This window comes from Xanthomonas pisi DSM 18956, assembly GCF_001010415.1.
Lineage (GTDB): Bacteria > Pseudomonadota > Gammaproteobacteria > Xanthomonadales > Xanthomonadaceae > Xanthomonas > Xanthomonas pisi.
Map to the genome: position 1 here is coordinate 66,035 of NZ_JPLE01000016.1, position 13,649 is coordinate 79,683.

General features: G+C 64.7%; 12 protein-coding genes and 1 pseudogene. 4 read left to right on the plus strand and 9 right to left on the minus strand.

Features of this window, described 5'->3' with window-relative positions; genetic code table 11:
• Window positions 1–43 precede the first annotated feature (43 nt).
• The 3 genes and pseudogenes from bdcA to Y887_RS21285 all read left to right on the plus strand — a co-directional run.
• Window positions 44–757, plus strand: coding sequence for an SDR family oxidoreductase (gene bdcA / locus Y887_RS04120; protein WP_039407217.1), 714 nt, complete (start codon window positions 44–46; stop codon window positions 755–757).
• 257 nt (window positions 758–1,014) lie between these two features.
• Window positions 1,015–1,878 (plus strand): Smlt3025 familytype IV secretion system inhibitor, encoded by an 864-nt coding sequence (locus Y887_RS04125; RefSeq protein WP_046963138.1) that lies wholly within the window; start codon window positions 1,015–1,017, stop codon window positions 1,876–1,878.
• A gap of 25 nt (window positions 1,879–1,903) precedes the next feature.
• Window positions 1,904–2,145 (plus strand): annotated as a pseudogene (locus Y887_RS21285) (Smlt3024 family type IV secretion system effector); the annotation flags it as partial.
• Window positions 2,146–2,180: 35 nt separating this feature from the next.
• Here Y887_RS21285 and Y887_RS04130 read toward each other — a convergent pair.
• The 5 genes from Y887_RS04130 to Y887_RS04150 form a co-directional block, all read right to left on the minus strand.
• Window positions 2,181–2,477, minus strand: coding sequence for a type II toxin-antitoxin system RelE/ParE family toxin (locus Y887_RS04130; RefSeq protein ID WP_046963139.1), 297 nt, complete (start codon window positions 2,475–2,477; stop codon window positions 2,181–2,183).
• 1 nt (window position 2,478) lies between these two features.
• Window positions 2,479–2,784 carry a YlcI/YnfO family protein gene (locus Y887_RS04135; RefSeq protein WP_425445602.1) on the minus strand — a complete coding sequence of 102 codons (306 nt, stop codon included), beginning with the start codon at window positions 2,782–2,784 and terminating at the stop codon, window positions 2,479–2,481.
• Window positions 2,785–3,094: 310 nt separating this feature from the next.
• On the minus strand, window positions 3,095–5,758 hold the full coding sequence (locus Y887_RS04140) for a M1 family metallopeptidase (RefSeq protein WP_046963140.1): 2,664 nt from the start codon (window positions 5,756–5,758) through the stop codon (window positions 3,095–3,097).
• A 175-nt stretch (window positions 5,759–5,933) separates the two neighbouring features.
• Window positions 5,934–7,226, minus strand: coding sequence for an adenylosuccinate synthase (locus Y887_RS04145; protein WP_046963141.1), 1,293 nt, complete (start codon window positions 7,224–7,226; stop codon window positions 5,934–5,936).
• 433 nt (window positions 7,227–7,659) lie between these two features.
• Complete coding sequence (locus Y887_RS04150; protein ID WP_046963142.1) at window positions 7,660–7,845, minus strand: DUF2065 domain-containing protein; 186 nt, start codon at window positions 7,843–7,845, stop codon at window positions 7,660–7,662.
• 164 nt (window positions 7,846–8,009) lie between these two features.
• Here Y887_RS04150 and Y887_RS04155 point away from each other — a divergent pair, with 164 nt between their 5' ends.
• Window positions 8,010–9,116 carry an acyltransferase family protein gene (locus Y887_RS04155; RefSeq protein ID WP_046963143.1) on the plus strand — a complete coding sequence of 369 codons (1,107 nt, stop codon included), beginning with the start codon at window positions 8,010–8,012 and terminating at the stop codon, window positions 9,114–9,116.
• Between the two features lie 125 nt (window positions 9,117–9,241).
• On the opposite strand, the gene hflC is transcribed toward Y887_RS04155, so the two are convergent.
• From hflC to Y887_RS04180, 4 genes are all read right to left on the minus strand, one after another.
• Window positions 9,242–10,105: a protease modulator HflC gene (gene hflC / locus Y887_RS04160; RefSeq protein WP_046963144.1), complete on the minus strand. Its 864-nt coding sequence runs from the start codon at window positions 10,103–10,105 to the stop codon at window positions 9,242–9,244.
• Complete coding sequence (gene hflK, locus Y887_RS04165) at window positions 10,102–11,244, minus strand: FtsH protease activity modulator HflK (protein WP_046963145.1); 1,143 nt, start codon at window positions 11,242–11,244, stop codon at window positions 10,102–10,104. Before hflK ends, hflC begins: the two co-directional genes overlap by 4 nt.
• Window positions 11,245–11,717: 473 nt before the next feature.
• The gene (pilH, locus tag Y887_RS04175; protein WP_008578169.1) at window positions 11,718–12,104 is read right to left on the minus strand and encodes a twitching motility response regulator PilH; all 387 of its coding nucleotides are present in this window, start codon (window positions 12,102–12,104) and stop codon (window positions 11,718–11,720) included.
• A gap of 547 nt (window positions 12,105–12,651) precedes the next feature.
• Entirely contained in the window at window positions 12,652–13,551 is a 900-nt protein-coding gene (locus Y887_RS04180) for a DnaJ C-terminal domain-containing protein (RefSeq protein ID WP_046963147.1), read from the minus strand.
• Window positions 13,552–13,649: the final 98 nt, after the last annotated feature.

Genomic DNA, 13,649 nt, shown 5'->3' on the forward strand with positions numbered 1-13,649 from the left:
AATCTATTATGTATTACTCGCTACATTAATTGCGAGGTGATGCATGTCAGCATTCAAAGACAAGTCGGTATTGGTGCTCGGTGGCAGCCGGGGCATTGGGGCCGCCATCGTGCGGCGCTTTGTGGCCGAGGGCGCGCGGGTGACGTTTACCTATGCCGGCTCTGCCGAGGCGGCGCAGCGCCTGGCCGGTGACACCGGCAGCACCGCGGTGCTGGCCGACAGCGCCGACCGCGATGCGGTCATCGACACGGTGCGCGGCAGCGGGCCGCTGGATGTGCTGGTGGTCAACTCCGGCATCGCGCTGTTCGGCGATGCGCTGGACCAGGATCCGGACGCGGTGGACCGGCTGTTCCGCATCAACGTGCACGCGCCCTACCACGCCGCCGTGGAGGCCGCGCGGCAGATGCCGCCCGGCGGGCGCATCATCGTGATCGGCTCGGTCAACGGCGACCGCATGCCGCTGCCCGGCATGGCGTCCTACGCGCTGAGCAAATCCGCGCTGCAAGGGCTGGCACGCGGGCTGGCCCGCGACTTCGGGCCGCGTGGCATCACCATCAACGTGGTGCAACCGGGCCCGATCGATACCGACGCCAACCCGGAAAACGGGCCGATGAAAGACCTGATGCACAGCTTCATGGCGATCAAACGCCACGGCCGCGCCGACGAAGTGGCCGGCATGGTGGCCTGGCTCGCCGGCCCGGAAGCGAGCTTTGTCACCGGGGCGATGCATACGATCGATGGTGCATTTGGGGCATGACGCGGCGACGTCTGCGTTGATGGCACTGCAGCTGGATACGTAGCGTGACCGATGGCGGCAAACGCCCTCCGTCAACCACCTGACGAGCTGCCATTGCACTGCCAGCATCGTGATCCACGCGCATTGTCCTGCCGGCCGAGTGGTCGTATTCCCATGTCATGCGGCGCATTTCCTATGCGATCGCTGGCTGGGCCTTGGCTGTCGCGTTGATGCTCATTTGCCTATAGTTTCCGGCGAACCCTGCAATGGATTGACCAATGCACATGATGTCATCCGGCCGGTGCCTGGCCCTTGCACTCGCCGTCGCCGTGACCGGCAGTGCCTGTGCACGGACGCCATCGCCCGAACAAAAAAGGGCTTCCCCCATGTCAGGCACCGTTACCACAGGCCGCACCATTAACGGCCACACCTATTCGGATGCTCCGGTTGACGTAAAGCTAGGGCCGAACACCTTCCGCATTCCCGCCAACTATCTGGATAGCCAGATCGCACCGTGGCCTGGCGAAGGCGTGACGCTGGTCATCGAATGGCCGGACATGACCCCGACCCCGCCCGGGGCACGGGCCAACCCGCGTACGAATGATTTCCGAAAGGAGATCTCAGTTCGAATCAATTACATCGACCGGGCTCCTATCGAGACATCATTAGAGCGACATTCTTCCAATGATGCGGTTACCGAGGCCAATTCAGTGCAACGTCGAGATCCGAGGCAGCGCCTCGATCTCCGCCTTGCCCAGCAAGACACGTTGGGCCTAACGCCCTACGCAATCGACGAAGCGAAAATGCTGGCGTGTTCGAAAGAGTACGAAGACCGCTACGGGAAACCGCCGATTCGCAACCCTGCCTACGAAGATGACTGGTACGTCGCCCGCGACTCAAGCGGCGGCCTCATCACCTTCATCAAGTGCGACAGCACCAAATTTCGTGGAGACGGTGTGCGGCTGGAGGGAGCTGAAGTAGTACACGAAAAAGGCGCTGTTGCTGCAGGTTGTGTCCACTACTTCTCTGATATCGAGAACAAGCTTTCTATCACCCTGAACTATAAGCGCGTATTCTTGAAGGACTGGAAACGCATGGAAGACGCGGTAAAGACCGTACTGGCCCGCACCAAAGTCAGGTGATCGGCGCGGTGATAAGGAGCAGGACATGAGCGGATTGAATGAGCAGGACCTCAAGATTCTTTCCAGCTATGCGGACGCGGGCAACGCGAGCTGTACTGGAATTATCTTTCGCAGCTAGATGGTGCAGATGGCTACGGGACGCTGGCGCTGGGCGTGGTGCGTAACGATAGCTTGCCCGGTCAGGTTGCAAATAGTTACGCACAGAATTATGCCAGGACACAGCACGATAACGGCTCTCACTTTGCCAACGCGAAATCGAATAACAGGGACACCGGGCTACAGCGATCAGAGAACTGCGAACATCACGGCCCCGCAAAGCCCGCCTCACGTTGCGAGCGAACGGCCAGCACAAACACCGTGTCGATCTGCGCGACATGGCAGTACAGCGCCAGATAGCCTTGCGCGCCGCGACCGATCACCAGTTCGCGCTTGTCGCCGCCGGCCGGCCGGCCGATCAGCGGATTGGTTTCCAGCACATCGATTGCCGCAATGATCTCGTGCAGGCGTGCTGCGACATGTGCGGCCTCATGGCGCTGGAGGTGGTCGAAGATCCGCTCAAGATCCTGTGCAACCTCCGATGCCAGCTCGATACGCGCCATGCTACCGGGCTAGTTTGCGGGCCGTGGGGCGCTTTGCCGGCTCGCCGGCCATGCGCTTTTCCAGATAGCCACGCATGTCGTCCCAGGCGATGGTCTTCCCGGACGCCACGATACCGGCATAACGCTGCTCGGCAACCGCATCGAAATCGGCACGACGCTCGACCGATTCCGCCTTTTCGGCGATCGCTTCCAGGATGAAACTATGTGACGTCGTGCCGCCCCGCTTCGCTGCTGCAGCAACGCGCAGCTTGAGTTCGTCTGGAAGACGGATGGTTGTGGTGCTCATGAAATCCTCGAGCTCGTGCATTTCGTACGCGCGAATGTAGCACAGCTGTGTCACAACACCCTGCATCTACACCGCATGCCGGCTGCCGGCCTGCTCGAAAGCGACCGCGTCCGGGCGGGCGCCTACGCGCCTCTCCCAGGGCGGACCGGGGCACCCACTGACAGCGTGGAGCACCGCAAGCACCGCACCCATGCGTGCGAGTCAGGGTCCCCTCACTCCCTTCTGCTTTTGCAGGCACGCCTTGCCTCACCAACCTCCCGGTGGCCGGCAGCGCGGCAAAGAAAAGCCCGGCAAGGCCGGGCTGTTCCCTGTGCTGCGATGACCGCAACGCTCAGCGCTTGCGTGCCTTCAACCATGCCTTGATCTGCGGCAGCGAGGCCGCCCGCAGCTTCACCCGCGTCTGGATCGTGTTGACGGCGTTGTCTGCGGCCTGCCGCGAGGTGGGTGCGATGTACTGCTCGGCATAGGCCTTGATCCGGTCGGCGGTGGCAAGCTCGGCCGAGTCCATTCCCAGGCTGGGGTAGTAGCGGGCGCGCGAGGTGGAGTCCACCAGGGTGTCCACCTGCGTGCGATGCGCCACCGCGAAGTCGAAGGCAAGCTCCGGGTGCCGGGAAGCGACCCGGTCGATCATGCTCGCACCGGTGGTGGCGCCCGGCTCGGCTGTCAACGCCAGTGCCAGCGCGCGCCTGGCCAGCGCCTCGTCGTTGGGCATGGAGAGGAAGTCGTAATAGGTGTCGCGCACCATCGACGAGGTTTCCTGCCTGGCCAAGGCATGCAAGGCGTCCCAGGTGGCGGCATCGGCATTGTGCGCAACCGCGCCCAGCACGCTGTCGCGCAGCTCCGGCGACAGCGAAGCGGGGTTGGCCTGGAAGGCGGCAAAGCGCCTGCGTGCCTCGGCGATCACGGCGGCATCGCCCATGTCGCTGAGGGTGGCGATCAGGCGGGTACGCAACTGCTGGATCTGCGCCGAATCGCCATCGCGCTTGTCCCAGCCCAGCGTTGCGAATTCGGCCGCCAGCCGCGGCACGGCATAGGCACGCCACGCCGTACGCGCAGCCGGGTCGCGCTCGAAGCTGCCATCCACATCGTCATAGAGGCTGGCCACCATGTCCCAGACATCGGGCGATGCGCCTGCCGCCACCTGGGCGGTGAGATCCAGCACATCGGCCTGCGCCTGCACGCCGGCACCGGCCAGTGCGTTGGTGTCGTTCAACACGCCCACCTGGTCCACCACCGGTAGCGCGGCAAACCTGGTGGTCAGCGCCTTGAACTGCGCGGGCGCATACCAGGTGCGGAAGTAGCCCTTTTGCCCGGCATTGACCACCACCGGTGCGTCGCAGCCGGGCACCTGCACCTGGGCCGTGCCGTCTACCAGCACGCGCAGCGGCGCGCCATTGCCGCTGCGCAGGACGACCGGCACATGCCAGCGCAACGGCTGCTTGTCGGGGCGGTCCAGCGTGAACTCGCCCTGCTCCAGCGTCACCGCGGTCTGGCCGCCGACGCAGCGGCTGCTGGCCTTGATCAACGGCACGCCCGGCTGCAGGGTGAAGTCGTGCGCCACCTGGGTGAATTGCTTGCCCGGGGCTACCGCGTCGATCTGCTGCCACAACTGGTCGGTCACCGCGTTGCCGTACTGGTGTTGCTTGATGTAGCTGCGCACGCCGGTGCGCCAGCGATCGGAGCCGACGTAGTCTTCCAGCATGGCAATCACCGCCTCGCCCTTCTGGTAGGTGATGGCGTCGAAGGCCTGGCTGGCCTGCTCCACGGTGGCCACGTGCTGCACCACCGGGTGGGTGGTCGCATATGCATCGCGCCGCATCGCCGCGCGGCTTTTCAGCGCCGGGCCGGTCTTGTCGATATCCCATTCCGGATGCAGTTTTGCCGTGGTGCGCGCCTCCATCCAGTTGGCGAAGCCTTCGTTGAGCCACAGGTCGTCCCACCACGCCATGGTCACCAGGTTGCCGAACCACTGGTGCGCGATCTCATGCGCGGCGACGGTGAACACGCCTTGCTTGGTGTCGATGTTGGCCACCGCCGGATCCAGCAACAACGAGTATTCGAAGGTGAAGATCGCGCCCCAGTTTTCCATGGCGCTGAAGAACTGGCTGCGCCCGGGCGCGGCGATGTTGTCCAGCTTGGGTAGCGGGTACGGGATGCCGAAGTAGGCATTGTATTCGTGCAGCACGTCGCGGCCGGATTCCAGCGCGAACTGCGCCTGGTCCACCTTGCCCTTCTGCGCGATCACGCCGATCTCGGTGCCGTTGTCGGCGGTGACGGTGGCACGCTCGAAATCGCCCACGCTGACGAACAGCAGGTACGTGGACATCTTGGGCGAGGTCTGGAACGCGATGCGGGTGCGCCCGTTTGCGCCCGGCTTGGAGGAGGCCACCGGCATGTTGCTCACCGCCATCTGACCGGCCGGCGCATTGATCGCCAGGTCGAAGGTGGCCTTGAAGTTGGGCTCGTCCCAGGACGGGATGAAGCGGCGCGCATCGGAGTTTTCGAACTGGGTGAACAGCGCGCGGCGCTGGCCCTTCGGGGTGGGATAATCCAGCGCGAACAGACCATTGGCCTGCGTGTTGATGATGCCGCTGTAGTCGATGGACAACACGTAGTTGCCCGGCGCCAGCGGCTTCCCGGTCGCGAAGCGCGCGGTCTGCGCATCGGCGTCGGTGACGATCTTGGTAGCCACCGGCTTGCCGCCCGCCGGTGCGAGCGTGGCCTTGGAAACGCGCAGATCGGCTGCCTGCAAGACGATGGCATCGGTGGCGGTGAGCACCTGGACATCGATGCGCACCTTGCCGTCGAAGGTCATCGTATCGGCATGCGGGGTGATCTCCACCGCGTAATGCGTCGGCCTGGCGGTGCGCGGCAGTTGGGTGGTGATCGACGAGGCGGCCACGCTCGTCGGCGCGGGCGCGGCGGCGCATACGGAGGCGGCCGGACTTGTACCGACCAGGGCCAGTGCGATGGCGGTCACCAGGGGAAGACGCATGGGAAATTCTCGATGAAGGCGAAGTGGGCACGTAGGCGGCGCCAAACCACGGATGATCCGCCGGAACAATGCGCGCAGACACCGCCGGAAGTCATGCCAAATCTCAGTAATCCTCAAACGCCAACGGCCCGGACAAGCCGGGCCGTTGGAGGATGCCACGTTGTGCGTCAGCCGATCAGGCGAACGGGTCCTGCAGCACCATGGTGTGGTCGCGGTCCGGGCCGGTGGAGACGATGCTGATCGGGCAGCCGGCCAGTTCTTCCAGCGCGCGCAGGTAGGCGCGTGCGGCAGGCGGCAACTCGTCCCACACGGTAATGCCGTGGGTGTTCTCGGTCCAGCCCGGGAACTCCAGGTACACCGGCGTGCACTCTTCCCAGCCCTGCGCGTCCAGCGGAGCGTATTCGGTGCGCTTGCCGCGGTATTCGTACGCGATGCAGACCTTGAGCTTTTCCATGCCGTCCAGCACGTCGAGCTTGGTGATGCACAGGCCGGAGATGCCGTTGATGGCCACCGCACGCTTGAGCGCGACGATGTCCATCCAGCCGCAACGACGCGGGCGGCCGGTGGAAGCGCCGTACTCGGCACCGCGATCGCGGATGCCCTGGCCCACTTCGTCGTCCAGCTCGGTCGGGAACGGGCCGCCGCCCACGCGCGTGGCATAGGCCTTGGCGATGCCCAGCACGTAGTCGATGGCGTCAGCGCCCACGCCGGTACCGGCGAGTGCGCCGCCCACGGTGGTATTGGAGCTGGTGACGTACGGATAGGTGCCGTGGTCGATGTCCAGCAATGCGCCCTGCGCGCCTTCGAACAGCACGCGCTTACCCTGCTTGCGCAGGTCGTGCAGGATGCCGGCCACGTCGTACTTCATCGGCTGCACGTAGTCGCCGAACGCCAGCGCTTCGTCGTAGGTCTTCTGGAAATCGACCGCTTCCACGCCCAGGTACTTGGTCAGCACGAAGTTGTGGTAATCCAGCGCGGTGCGCAGCAGCTCTTCCAGCTGCGGCGGGTAATGCAGGTCGGCGATGCGGATCCCGCGACGCGCCACCTTGTCTTCGTACGCCGGGCCGATGCCGCGGCCGGTGGTGCCGATGGCCTTGCCGCCGGCGGCCTTCTCGCGCGCCTGATCCAGGGCGATGTGGTACGGCATGATCAGCGGGGCAGCCGGGGAAATCTTCAGGCGCGAACGCACTTCCACGCCGGCGCCTTCCAGCTCGCTGATTTCCTTGATCAGCGCGGCCGGGGAGATCACCACGCCATTGCCGATCAGGCACAGCGCGTCGTCGCGCAGGATGCCGGACGGGATCAGATGCAAGACGGTCTTCTTGCCGTTGATGACCAGCGTATGGCCGGCGTTATGGCCGCCCTGGAAGCGGACGACCGCACCGATCTCTTCGGTAAGCAGATCGACGATCTTGCCTTTGCCTTCATCGCCCCACTGGGCACCGAGCACGACAACTGACTGACCCATGACGGGTGGACTCCTGAGTTTTGCTGCGGCCATCGGGGCCGCGGGATGGGACCGGTTCGGGGCCGACGGCGCCACCTTGCGCGCGGCTCCATCGGGGAGCGTTGCAGCGGCGACCAGCCCGGACACGGAAAAAGCCGAACGGGGTGCTCTGGTTGGAGCGTGCCCGTCCGGCTTTTGTGCATTATCCGGGTTTCGGGTGACGTGCACTACCCCTGCCGGGGCTGAGGAGCAGGGGCTGGTCAGATTGCGGCGGGCCGGGGGTTGCGCAGTGCTGCCAGGTGCCGGCCTCTACCCTGGTCGTATCAGCGGCACCGCGGCAATCCAACACCCTCCGGGCCGGAGCGCACCCTGGCGCGACAGGCTCTCTGCGCAATGCCTGTCGCGCCCAGGTGCGCTTCTGGGCTGCCTGTTGCGGTCGGAATAGACTACTCACTCAGTGACGCACGACCCACAACGCGATCACGCCCAGCAGCAGCGTGACGCCGCCGATGGCACGCAATTGCGCGGTGGGCAGGCTGAACAACTGCTCCACCATCCGTTTCCAGGCGGTGGGCATGGCAAACAGCAGTAGCCCCTCAATGACAACGATCAGGCACAGGGCGGACAAGAACTCTTGCATGGGAGAACGGCATGTCCGGGGAGAACATGAAGTGTGCCTGCATTGACGTCGCTCGTGCACAGGGCGCGATGCACACGTCTTTGCAGACATCGCCTCGCTTCACGCATTGAGCTGCAGATCGGCACCGTCTATGGTTGCGCCTTTGTCATTTCTGGCAGGGATGCATGATCAAGACCGATCGCCTGGTATTTCTCGATGCACTGCGTGGGTTGGCAGCACTTTATGTCGTGCTTTTCCACGTCATGGCGATGCCCACGCCAGCGCTGACGCCCAACCCGTTGTTGGCCCCTGTACTGGACGCCGGGGCGACGGGGGTGGCGCTGTTCTTTGTCATCAGCGCATTCTCGCTGTGCTACACCATGCCGCGCCACGCGGCGACGGGACAGCCATTACGCAGCTTCTACCTGCATCGGTTCTTTCGCATTGCGCCGTTGTTTTATGTCTGGCTGGCTTTTTCGGCGTACCGCGACGGCCGTGGTGCGCACCCCGGCCATCCTTGGGTCGAAATCGCCACAAATCTGACGTTTACGTTCAATCTGGTGCCCGGCTGGGAAGCAGGCATCGTCTGGGCCAGCTGGGCAATCGGCGTGGAAATGCTGTTCTACGCAGTGTTCCCGTTGCTATTCCTGTCGATCAGGAACTTGACCAGCGCGGTAGTCTTCGCGCTATGTACCGTCCTGGCATCGGCGCTGGCGGCCTCAGGGTTGCTGGGAGAGGCCGCAATGGCGACTACGCGTGATTATGGCTTGCTTCGACACCTCCCGGTGTTCGCCATCGGGCTGTGCACCTTCTTCGCATATACCGAGCTGAAGAAAAGTCCAACCGCAACCGCAACACGCTGGGGGAAGTTGTTGATCGGAACCGGCAGCATCAGCCTGGTCGCATGCATCGCAGCCAGCGCAAACGGCATCATCGGTCCGGTGGCTTTCTGGATCTGCAGCGGCGTGGTCTACGCACTGCTCTTGGTCGGCATGTCGCAAGTCCCGCCAACCGTGATCGTCAATCGATTCACGGCCTACCTCGGCAAGATCAGCTACTCGATCTACCTGGGGCATCCGGTCGTCATCGCCTTGATGGGACCGGTGTTCGGTTTCATTCGTCATAGGAGCCACGACCAGACGCTATCGTACCTGCTGTGTGCCTCGATCACCCTGCTGGTCACCTTGCCGCTGGCGGCGCTGACTTATCGCTTTATCGAGGCGCCCGCGATTGGCTGGGGTAAACGGCTAGGACCAAAAGTCCACCGTTCTCATCCACCGGCCGCGTGCTGACTCGGCGCCATCTATGCGCAATGGCCGCAGAAGCGCGTCGCTGCCAGAGACAGAGGTCCTGTTGATCGCCATAAATAAAAACGCCCGCATCTGCGGGCGTTTTTACTTCCACGTGTTTACCGAAATCAGCGATCGCTCTTGAGGTACTGCAGGAACGGGTCGTTCTTGTCGAGCACGATCACGCCGTTGCCGTCGGTCATGGATTCGCGATAGGCCTCCAGGCTGCGGTAGAAGGCATAGAACGCGGGGTCCTTGGCGCCGGCCTGGCCGTAGATGCGGGCTGCGTCGGCATCGCCTTCGCCCCGCAGCTTCTGCGCATCGCGTTCGGCGTCGGCCTTGATCACCGTGCTTTCGCGGTCGGCTTGCGCACGGATGGTCAGCGCCTGCTCTTCGCCTTCGGCGCGCAGCTTGCTGGCTTCCTGCTTGCGCTGGGCGCGCATGCGCTCGTAGACGTCGGTGATCACCTGGCTGTCGGTCGGCAGGTCGATCTGCTTGATGCGCAGGTCGGTGATCTGCATTCCCAGGCCCTTGATGGCGCCATTGATGCCCTTGAGTTGGCTGGCGATCAATTCGCTGCGGTCGCCGGAGACCAGCTGCTGCAGGGTGCGCGAGTTGATCTGGTTACGCAGCGAGTCGGTGATGATCGGTGCCAGGCGCGAATTTGCCACCGACTCTTCACCCCCGGTGGCGCGATAGAACGCACGCACATCGGAGATGTAGCCGATGGCGAAGAAGTCCACGCTCACGTCCTTCTGCTCGGCGGTGAAGTAGCGCGCCGGGGCGGTATCGAGCACCTGGAAGCGGCGGTCGAACACGCGCACCGATTCCACCACCGGAATCTTGAAGTGCAGGCCGGGCTTGAGGTCGGCACGTACCACCCGGCCCAGGTTGAGCACCATGGCGGTCTGGTCCTCGCGCACCACGAACACCGAGCCCATCAGGGTCAGCAACACGGCGACGATCAGGCCGATGACTAGCGAATTCTTCATTGTTCGGTTCCCTCACGGCCAGTCGGACGCGGGCCGCGTTCCGGGTTGCGGATGGCCTCGCTGGTGGCGCTTTGCGGCGGATTCAACAGCACGTCCTGCGGCACCATCGACGGCATCGCGCCCGTGCCCGCGTTGCCGCCGGCATTGGCAGCCCTGCCGGCATCGGCCGGCAGCGGCACATAGATGACCTGGCGGCCGTCGCTGCCGATCACCTTGCGGTTCTCCGACAACACCTTCTGCACGGTTTCCAGCCACAGGCGCTTGCGCGTGACCTCGGGGGCACCGGCGTACTGCTCCTGCAACAGGGTGAAGCGGTCGGCGTCGCCCTCGGCCTTGGAGATCACTGCCTGCTTGTAGCCTTCGGCGCCGGTCCGGGTACGCGCGCCCTGGCCGCGTGCCTCGGGCACCACCTTGGCGGCGTAGGCCTGGGCTTCGTTGATCAGGCGCTCGCGCACCTGCTGGGCACCGTTGACCTCGTCGAAGGCCGGCTTCACTTCTTCCGGCGGACGCGCGTCCGGCAAGGTCACGCCGGTCACGGCCAGGCCGGTGTTGTAGGCATCCAGCGCCAGCTGCAGGCGATCCTTGGAGGCGATCGCCAACGGGCCGCGATTGTTGAGCACGGTATTGAGGTCCGAGCGACCCACCTGCTCACGCACGGCGCTTTGCGCGGCCTGCTCCAGCACCAGATCGGCATTCCGCGAGCCGAACAGGTACTTGCGCGGGTCGCTGATCTGGTACTGCACGTTGAGCGAGACGTTGACGATGTTCTCGTCGCGCGTCAGCACCGGCACCTGATTGCTGAAGGTCTTGATCTCGGTCGCATTGACCTTGCGCACCGATTCGATCGGCCAGGGCAACTTGAAGTTGGGGCCGGGTTGCAGGATGCGCGAGAACTGGCCGAAGCGCAGCACCACACCACGCTGCTGCTCGCCGATGAGCTGGAAGCTGGAGAACAGCACCATCAGCACCACCGCGACCAGGATCCAGCGCCCAACGCCGCCGTCGAACAGCTCCTTCAACGACGCGGGCAGATTGCCCCAGCCACCACCGTTGCCGCCACCACCGCGCGGGTCCCAGGACCTGCGACGGTTGGGATCCGGGCCGTCTCCGCCCTTGTTGCCGGGTGTGTTCCAGGCCATGCACGCTCCATGATCGAGGGGCTGTGCGGGCCAGTCCCGCAGTGCCGCCGTGTTGTTTGATTCGCCGATTCTACTAGATGGGGCAGACTGGCCGTTTTGAAAGGCCCTGATTGGTGCATCGGCGGTTTAGCCGGCGGGGGGAATCGAGGGGTCGGCCGGCGTTGCCGGGTTGGAGACCAGGTAGCGCGGCCAGGTGATCGCTCGGCAGGAGCCCGCGATGCGCGAGACCGGCGCCAAACGCGAAGGCGCGGAGTCGGCCGCTCCGCTGGCGGGAGGTTCGCTCGAGCACGCCACCCGTTGCCGACGCACCACGCCGTACCGAACGCGCCCCCATGGCAGGCGCGGAGAAGCCACAGTGGGCAGTGGGTGTGGCCGTTGGCATCCAGACGCGTGCCAGTCGGTGCGGCGATGACGCCAGAAGCCATCGCCTGCCCGCCGGAGACTTTCAGCTCAGTCGCTGCCGATGGCAGCGATCACGCCTTCGGTGGTTCGTCCTTCTGGTTGAACACCCGCTCCATCACTTCCAGCAGTTCGTCTTCGGAAAACGGCTTGGTGATGTAGGCGCGCGCGCCTTGACGCATGCCCCACATGCGGTCGGTGTCCTGATCCTTGGTGGTCACCAGGATCACCGGGATGTGCTGGGTGGTGGGCTCGCGCTTGAGCGTGCGCGTGGCCTGGAAGCCGTTGAGGTTGGGCATGACCACGTCCATCAGCACCAGATCCGGCAGCGACTCCTTGGCCGCTTCCACGCCGGCGGCGCCATCGGTGGCGGTGATGGTTTCGTGTCCCAACTTCTCGACGATGCGCTGAATCCCCAGCAGCTGCGACGGCGAGTCGTCGACGATCAAGATGCGTGCCATGTGTTTCCCCTAGTGTGCGCGGCGAGTGTAGTGCCAAGGCTGCGCTTGCGGTAGCTGGGCCTGGCCAACTGCTTGGCGATTTGCGATTGGTGACCGGCGAATGTCGCGATCCACGATGGACTGACGCGCTGTCTCTTCGAGTTGCCGGAAGTAGTACGTCGGACGGCACACACTGGATTCAACGCAGGAGGCACCGGACGGCGACTTCGATTGCCTTCTCTCATGGGGAGACGGTGCCGCCCAGCGCCGGATGAGGGTACGGCCACGCTGCGATGGCGCAGCTGGACGTCAACGGCTGCACGACTGCCCCCCGTTCCCTCACCCCAACTCCTCTTCCGCAGGGAGAGGGGCAGTGGATGCGCCGACGCGTGCGAGGCGGCGGCGCGTCATCGTTCTCCCGTTCGCTCCGTTCGCTCCGTGCCCTCACCCCTCTTCCGCCGGGAGAGGGGCTTATCTGGCTGGTTCCTTCGCCAGCAGGGCATCGGCCTGCTTTGCCGCATGGCAAGCGACGCCTATGGCTTGGCTTGATCGGCTTGGCTTGATCGGCTCAGCCCACCGTCTCGCCGAAGGCCTTGGCCAGGTTGCGATAGGCCTTCTTCTGGGCGTCGTCGGTGGGCGCCGGGGCCAGGATTTCCAGTTCCACGATCTGATCGCCCGGGGTGGTACCCGGCAAACCGCGGCCGCGCAGGCGCAGCTTGCGGCCGGCATCCGAGTCGGCGGGCACCTTCAATTCCACCGAGCCGCCCAGGGTGGGCACGCTGATGCTGGTGCCCAGCGCCGCCTGCCAGGGCATGACCTGCAGGGTGTAGAGGATGTTGCGCCCGTCCACCTCGAACTGCGGGTGCGCGGCGTATTCGATCTCCAGCAGCAGATTGCCGCCGCCGTTGCCCTGCCCGCTCAGGCGGATCACCTGGCCGGGCTGCACGCCCTTGGGCACGCGCACGTCCAGCTGCTTGCCGTTGATGGTGATGCGCACGCTGTCGCCGGAATGCACCGCTTCCAGCGGTACCGCCAGCTTGGCGCGGGTGTCGCCACGCGCCTGCGGACCGGCGCCTGCACCAGGACCGGCACCGGGTCCGCGCGGACGGCCGCCGCGCTGGCCGGCGAACAGGCTTTCGAAAAAGTCGCTGAAGCCGCCACCGGCGCCACCGTTGCCGAACACTTCTTCATAGTCGAAGCCCTGCCCGCCGCCGTAGCTGGGCGGTGCCTGGAACTCGTCGCCCGGACGATAGCCCTGCGCCTTCAACTGGTCGTAGGCCTTGCGCTTTTGCGGGTCGCGCAGCGCCTCGTAGGCTTCGTTGATCGCCTTGAACTTGTCTTCGGCGCCGGCTTCCTTGCTGACGTCGGGGTGGTACTTGCGCGCCAATCGACGGTAGGCGGTCTTGATCTCCGCGTCGCCTGCGCTGGGTTCAACGCCCAGCGTTGCGTAGTAATCCTTGAATTCCATCTATTCACCTCTGGAAAAAAAACGGCCCGCAGCCAGGGCCACGAGCCAGTTCGAGAGGCAGACACCGGGTTGGGACGGCCATGCGTGGCGCGGGGGTG

Coding starts and splice junctions, on each gene's coding strand:
- bdcA (WP_039407217.1), top strand. CDS start 44: ATGTCAGCATTCAAAGACAAGTCGGTATTGGTGCTCGGTGGCAGCCGG.
- Y887_RS04125 (WP_046963138.1), top strand. CDS start 1,015: ATGCACATGATGTCATCCGGCCGGTGCCTGGCCCTTGCACTCGCCGTC.
- Y887_RS04130 (WP_046963139.1), bottom strand. CDS start 2,477: ATGGCGCGTATCGAGCTGGCATCGGAGGTTGCACAGGATCTTGAGCGG.
- Y887_RS04135 (WP_425445602.1), bottom strand. CDS start 2,784: ATGCACGAGCTCGAGGATTTCATGAGCACCACAACCATCCGTCTTCCA.
- Y887_RS04140 (WP_046963140.1), bottom strand. CDS start 5,758: ATGCGTCTTCCCCTGGTGACCGCCATCGCACTGGCCCTGGTCGGTACA.
- Y887_RS04145 (WP_046963141.1), bottom strand. CDS start 7,226: ATGGGTCAGTCAGTTGTCGTGCTCGGTGCCCAGTGGGGCGATGAAGGC.
- Y887_RS04150 (WP_046963142.1), bottom strand. CDS start 7,845: ATGCAAGAGTTCTTGTCCGCCCTGTGCCTGATCGTTGTCATTGAGGGG.
- Y887_RS04155 (WP_046963143.1), top strand. CDS start 8,010: ATGATCAAGACCGATCGCCTGGTATTTCTCGATGCACTGCGTGGGTTG.
- hflC (WP_046963144.1), bottom strand. CDS start 10,105: ATGAAGAATTCGCTAGTCATCGGCCTGATCGTCGCCGTGTTGCTGACC.
- hflK (WP_046963145.1), bottom strand. CDS start 11,244: ATGGCCTGGAACACACCCGGCAACAAGGGCGGAGACGGCCCGGATCCC.
- pilH (WP_008578169.1), bottom strand. CDS start 12,104: ATGGCACGCATCTTGATCGTCGACGACTCGCCGTCGCAGCTGCTGGGG.
- Y887_RS04180 (WP_046963147.1), bottom strand. CDS start 13,551: ATGGAATTCAAGGATTACTACGCAACGCTGGGCGTTGAACCCAGCGCA.